The following is a 5,461-nucleotide window of genomic DNA, read 5'->3' as shown; positions in this document are numbered from 1 at the left end:
GCTGGATCACGAGGTGCTGGACCGGGAGGAACTCGCCCGCCGCTACCCCCAGCACCGGCTCCCGGACGGACACACCGCCGTCCTCGACCGGTTGGCGCCGTCATCAGGCCCGAGGCAGCGGTCCAGGCGGCCGCCGCCCGCGCCGAACAGCTGGGCGCCCGGCTGCACCGCTACACCACGGTGCGCGAGGTCGTCCCCGCGGCGGGCGGCGGCGTGCACATCGTCACCGACCAGGGCACGGACCACGTGGACACCGCCGTGGTGACCGTGGGCCCCTGGATCAACACGCTGCTCCCGGACCTGCCCCAGGCCGTCGACGTCCGCCAGGTGGTCTGCTCCTGGCACCTGCCCACCCGCCACGACTGGTTCGCGGGCGGTGCCCCTTCCTTCGTGCGCGCCGCACCCCACGACTGCTTCGGGATCCCGTCGCCCGACGGTATCTCCGTCAAGCTCGGTCTTTCCTTCAAATACCATGCGCCGGTGCCCGAGCCCGAACGGCTGGAGTGTACGGTCCGCCCCGAGGAACTCGGCGTCTTCCGCGAGCTCATCGGTGAACTCATGCCCGACCTGAACCCCGACCCCATCAGGATGTCGGCCTACATGGAGGGCTACACGGAGTCCGGAAACCCGCTCGTCGGTCATCTCCCGGGCGAGGACGACATCATCGTCATGGCCGGGTTCTCCGGCAGCGGCTTCAAGTTCTCGCCCACGATGGGCGAGATCGCCGCCGACCTGGCGCTCGACGGCGCCACGGAACACCCCATCGACTTCCTCGTCCCGGCAGGAGCCGGCGTCTCCTGATCCCCGGCGGTCACCGATGGCATCACCACCCACTCCGATCTCGGTCATGAGCGTGTCCGAAAGGGCCGCGCCGACCGTGACCAGTTCTCCGAACCAAGAAAGTGGAGCACTTCCATGCCCATTCCCTCGTTCCAGTTCCGCCCGAAATACGTCTCGTTCGACTGCTACGGCACGTTGGTCGAGTGGCCGATGACCCCCATCACCCGTGAGCTCGTCGGCGACCAGATTCCGGCCGAGCACTGGGACCAGTTCGTCCGCGAGTTCCGCGGCTACCGCTACGACCAGGTCCGCGGCGAGTACTACCCCTACGAGCAGGTGCTGCAGGACTCCTTCGAGCGGGTCTGCCGCAAGTGGGGCATCAAGGCGGCCCCGGACGCCGGCAAGCGGCTCGCCGACGGCGTGCGCAGCTGGGGCCCGCACGCGGATGTGCCGGAACCGCTGAAGAAGATGGGCGAGAACTACAAGCTGGTGATCCTCTCCAACGCCGACGATTCCTTCCTCAAGGAGAGCGTGCCCCGGCTCGGAGCGGACTTCCACGCGGTCTTCACCGCGGAGCAGGCCGGCTACTACAAGCCCCGCTACGCCGCGTTCGAGTACATGCTCGACCAGCTCGACGCGTCCCCCGAGGACTTCGTGCACGTCTCCTCGCACACCCGCTACGACCTGATGCCGATGCACGACATGGGCTTCCGTAACCTCGTCCTCCTGGACCGCGGCTGCGACCCGGTCACCCACGGATACGACTACGTGACCGTGAAGTCCCTGGACGAGCTCAACACCATGCTCGGCATCTGACGCGCGACGCGCACCCCTATCGTCGAAAAACGACAATGCGAGGCGATTTTAAGCCGTCATGCGGCGTTTCGTCCGCCATTGTTACTCGAGAGGAGAACGAGCACAGATGATCAAGATTTACACGAAGCGGGTTCTCCTGGTCAGCCGCGAGGGTCTGTGCCCTGTGTCGTCCGCGGTGGTGGCGCGGTGAGCGGGCCCGTGGCTTCGGCAGCAGACACCGGCTCGGCTTCCGATCGGCTCCAGGCCCTGGGTCTGGCCCTCCCCGAGCTCCGCGACAACCCGTACTACGTGCACCACCGGAGTGTGGATTCCAGCATCTACATTTCGGGCCAGCTGCCTTACAAGGACGGCGAGCTGCTGGGTCGGGGCATTGTCGGCCGGGACGTGGAGCTGGACACCGCGAAGGAGCTCGCGCGCCATGCCGCGCTCAACTGCCTTGCGGCTGCTGTGCAGGCGGTGGGCGATCTGGACCGGGTCCGGATCGTGCAGATGCTGGTCTTCGTGGCCAGTACGCCCGACTTCGGTCTGCAGTCGACCGTCGCCAGCGCGGCCAGTGACCTGCTCATCGAGGTGCTGGGTGAGAACGGACGGCACGCCCGCACCGCGATCGGTGTCGCCGGGCTACCGGTCAACAGTCCGGTCGAGATCCAGATGGTCTGCACCGCGGTGTAGAGCAGGCACGACGGTGGTGTGGCGCGAGCGCTCGCGATGTCGCGGGCCGCTCGCTCCGCATCCGGGGGTCGGCATCCGCGGCCCCGATCAGTCCCAGGCACAGCAACAAGGAGGGCAGCGTGAACCAGCTGCAACGAGCACTCGACGCTCTGGTCGAGCGGATCGACACCCCCGCGCCGATCGTCCTGGTCGACGTCATGCAGGGCAACATCGACCGCGTTCAGGGCTTCGCCGACCAGCGCAACCTCAAGGTCAGGCCGCACGTCAAGACGCACAAGTGCGTGGAGATCGGGCGGCGCCAGATCGAGGCCGGCGCGGTCGGGATCACCGCGGGGAACGTCGGTGAGGCCGAGGTCTTCGCCGCGGCCGGGTTCGACGACATCTTCCTCGCCTACCCGATCTGGCCCGCGGGAACGAAGCGGGCCCGGATCCGCCGGCTCGCCGAGTCCGCCCGGCTGAGGGTCGGCGCCGACAACGTCGCGGCGATCGAGGCTCTCGCCGATGCGATGGGAGACGAACCCGAGCGGCTGCAGGTCGTCATCGAGGTCGACTGCGGCGCCCGTCGTTCCGGGGCGCCGCCCGAGGCCGCGGGCGATCTCGCGCTCGCCGCCCGCAAGCGCGGTCTGGTGCCGGTGGGAGTCTTCACCTATCCCGGTCACGGCGGCACCGACCGGGACGCCCGCCGGCGCGCCGCGCAGGACCAGGAAGCCGCGCTCACCACCGCGGTACGCGGCCTCGAAGGCGTCGGGGTCACCGCGGAGGTGGTCAGCGCGGGCTCCACTCCCACCCTTGAGTTCTCCACCAGCGGCGTGATCACCGAGATCCGTCCCGGCGAGTACGTCTTCGGTGATCTGGGCAACGCCCGGCTGGGCGCCTGCACGGAGGACCAGATCGCGTTGTTCGTCGCCGGCACCGTGGTCAGCGACTGGGTCCCCGGCCAGGTCATCGTCGATGTGGGCAACAAGGCCCTCAGCAAGGAAGGCAGTCCCGAGATCGGCTACGGCGGCATCGCCGGCACGAAGGCGGTCCTGTCCAAGGTCAACGAGTACCACGGCTTCCTCGCGCTGCCGGACGGCGAGTTCCGCCCCGGCGTCGGCACCGTCGTACCGGTGGTGCCGAACCACGTGTGCCCGGTCGTCCTCGGTTTCGAGGAACTGATCGTCACCGACAGCACGGGCACGTCGCTGCAGCGGTGGCCGGTCGACGCCCGCGGATTCCTCAACTGACCGGCATGGGACGACACCCCCGTCCTCCCCGAGCCCCCACCCCCGACCGACCTCCCCCGTAACAGGAGTGCCTGACATGAGACTCAACAACGTCACCGCCTTGGTGACAGGCGCCAGCAGCGGCATAGGGCAGGCGGTGAGTTCCCACTTCCGCCGCGAGGGCGCGCGGCTGCTGCTCACGGGTCGCAGGGAGCGGCTCGACAGCGCTGAGCCCGACGACCTTTACGTTCCCGGAGATCTCAACGACGAGTCGTTCGTCGAGCACTTGGCCAAGCAGGCGGCGCAGTCCTTCGGCACCGTCGACGTCGTCGTCCTCAACCACGGTCTGCAGGCCGACGGTCCGCTCACCGGGATGGCCTGCGACGACGCGAGGAACGTGCTGGAGAGCAACCTGCTCAGCGCGTTCCTGGTGATGAAGCACTTCGCGCCGCTGATGCCCGAGACCGGCGGCTCGTTCGTCTGCGTCAGCTCACGGCTGGGCATGGTCGGCATGGCCGGGCAGGTCCTGTACTCCGCCGCCAAGGGGGGCCTCATCATGCTCGCCAAGGGTGCGGCGATCGAGTGGGCCCCGCGCAACATCCGCGTCAACGTCGTCGCGCCTGGCCTGACCGCCACCCCGATCATCGAAGCGGCGTTCCAGCGCAGGCCCGACCCCGAGGCCTACCGCCGCCAGCGCGAGAGCACGATCCCGCTCCAACGCCTCGCCACCCCCGAAGAGGTCGCCGACGCAGTGCTCTTCTTCGCATCGTCGGAGTCGTCGTACGTGACCGGATCGGTCCTGACCGTCGACGGCGGGTACACCGCCTTCTGAACACCCCTGCCGGGCATCAAACACCAGCATGGGGTCGAACGACCTGTTCTCCGTTCTGTCTTCTGCCTCAGGCGACCGCCGATCGCAGCATGACGGCTCGACCACGAATCGAGCGCATGCCCCGATCGCCGCACTCGAACTGCACCACCCAGAGTGCCCGTGCCAGATCCCTCATGAGTGCATTCATGCTGAGGCTCTGATGAGGAGCGCCGACACCCTGCCGGTCACCGCCTGCGACGGCTCAAGCTTTCCCACCGCCACTCACCCGATTTCCTGACTGGATTCGCCCCGACAACAAGGTCGTCGGGGACTTCGATCCACGGCGAACACACGCCCAATGCGGCGACCGGCAACGCACGTGCTTCTGTCCGCGCTCGCCGCCCTGCACGATCCCCCGGCACCTGCGAGCCAAAGCCTCCGCACAGCTGGTCCCACCCGTCCCCAGATGAGGAGTATTGCCATGAGTGATCCCCAGATTGGTCGTAGAGCGCTCCTGCGCGGAGCCGGCGGCCTGGCCGCGCTCGCCGCTCTTCCCGCCCTCGCCGCCTGCGGCTCCGGCAGCAGCCGTTCCTCGTCCGGCAAGGGCGGCGGCAAGACGGTGGTCGTCCGTGACAGCGGCGGTTCCTACGGCGCGGCGCTGCAGAAGGCGATCTACACGCCGTTCACGCAGGAGACCGGCATCAGCGTCAAGGTGCTCAACCTGGACAACGCCCCGCTGCTGGCCCAGATCAAGCAGGGCCGGCCGCAGTGTGACCTCATCAACGACGCGATGGTGTCGCACACCAAGTACGTCAAGCACGACGCGCTGGAGGCGCTGGACCTCGACCGGATCAAGAGCGTGAAGAGCGCGAAGATCCCCGAGAACCAGATCACCCAGCATGCCATCGGCCACAGCTTCTACGGCCAGTGCATCGCCTACCGCACGGACGCCTTCGGCGGAAAGAAGCCCGAGTCGTGGGCGGACTTCTTCGACGCCAAGGCGTTCAAGGGCGGCCGTGCGATGTGCAGCCCGGACGGTGACCTGCCGGAGCTGGAGTTCGCGCTGCTGGCCGACGGTGTTGCGATGGACAAGCTGTATCCGCTGGATGTGGACCGCGCGTTCAAGGTGCTGACGCGGCTGCGGGGTGACATCAAGAAGTTCTGGGACAGCGGCCCG

Annotated in this window: 6 protein-coding genes and 1 pseudogene; all 7 read left to right on the top strand. The window is 68.0% G+C overall.

Going from position 1 to position 5,461, the window contains the following annotated elements; genetic code table 11:
- On the top strand, positions 1-801 hold an 801-nt coding region (locus ACFZDA_RS41520; protein ID WP_391091750.1), incomplete at its 5' end, for an FAD-dependent oxidoreductase.
- 114 nt (positions 802-915) lie between these two features.
- Positions 916-1,596, top strand: coding sequence for a haloacid dehalogenase type II (locus ACFZDA_RS41515; protein WP_391091748.1), 681 nt, complete (start codon positions 916-918; stop codon positions 1,594-1,596).
- 198 nt (positions 1,597-1,794) lie between these two features.
- Positions 1,795-2,268: a RidA family protein gene (locus ACFZDA_RS41510; RefSeq protein ID WP_334490456.1), complete on the top strand. Its 474-nt coding sequence runs from the start codon at positions 1,795-1,797 to the stop codon at positions 2,266-2,268.
- A gap of 119 nt (positions 2,269-2,387) precedes the next feature.
- Positions 2,388-3,494, top strand: a complete 1,107-nt coding sequence (locus tag ACFZDA_RS41505) for an alanine racemase (protein WP_391091746.1) — start codon at positions 2,388-2,390, stop codon at positions 3,492-3,494.
- 76 nt (positions 3,495-3,570) lie between these two features.
- The gene (locus ACFZDA_RS41500) at positions 3,571-4,305 is read left to right on the top strand and encodes an SDR family oxidoreductase (RefSeq protein ID WP_391091744.1); all 735 of its coding nucleotides are present in this window, start codon (positions 3,571-3,573) and stop codon (positions 4,303-4,305) included.
- A 199-nt stretch (positions 4,306-4,504) separates the two neighbouring features.
- A pseudogene (locus ACFZDA_RS41495) lies at positions 4,505-4,641 on the top strand (IS110 family transposase); the annotation flags it as partial.
- A 124-nt stretch (positions 4,642-4,765) separates the two neighbouring features.
- Positions 4,766-5,461 (top strand): extracellular solute-binding protein (locus ACFZDA_RS41490; RefSeq protein ID WP_391091742.1); only part of this gene is annotated, 696 nt, incomplete at its 3' end.

It is taken from the genome of Streptomyces sp. NPDC007991, assembly GCF_042958445.1.
GTDB lineage: Bacteria > Actinomycetota > Actinomycetes > Streptomycetales > Streptomycetaceae > Streptomyces.
This window is presented reverse-complemented; position numbering and strand designations above follow the sequence as displayed.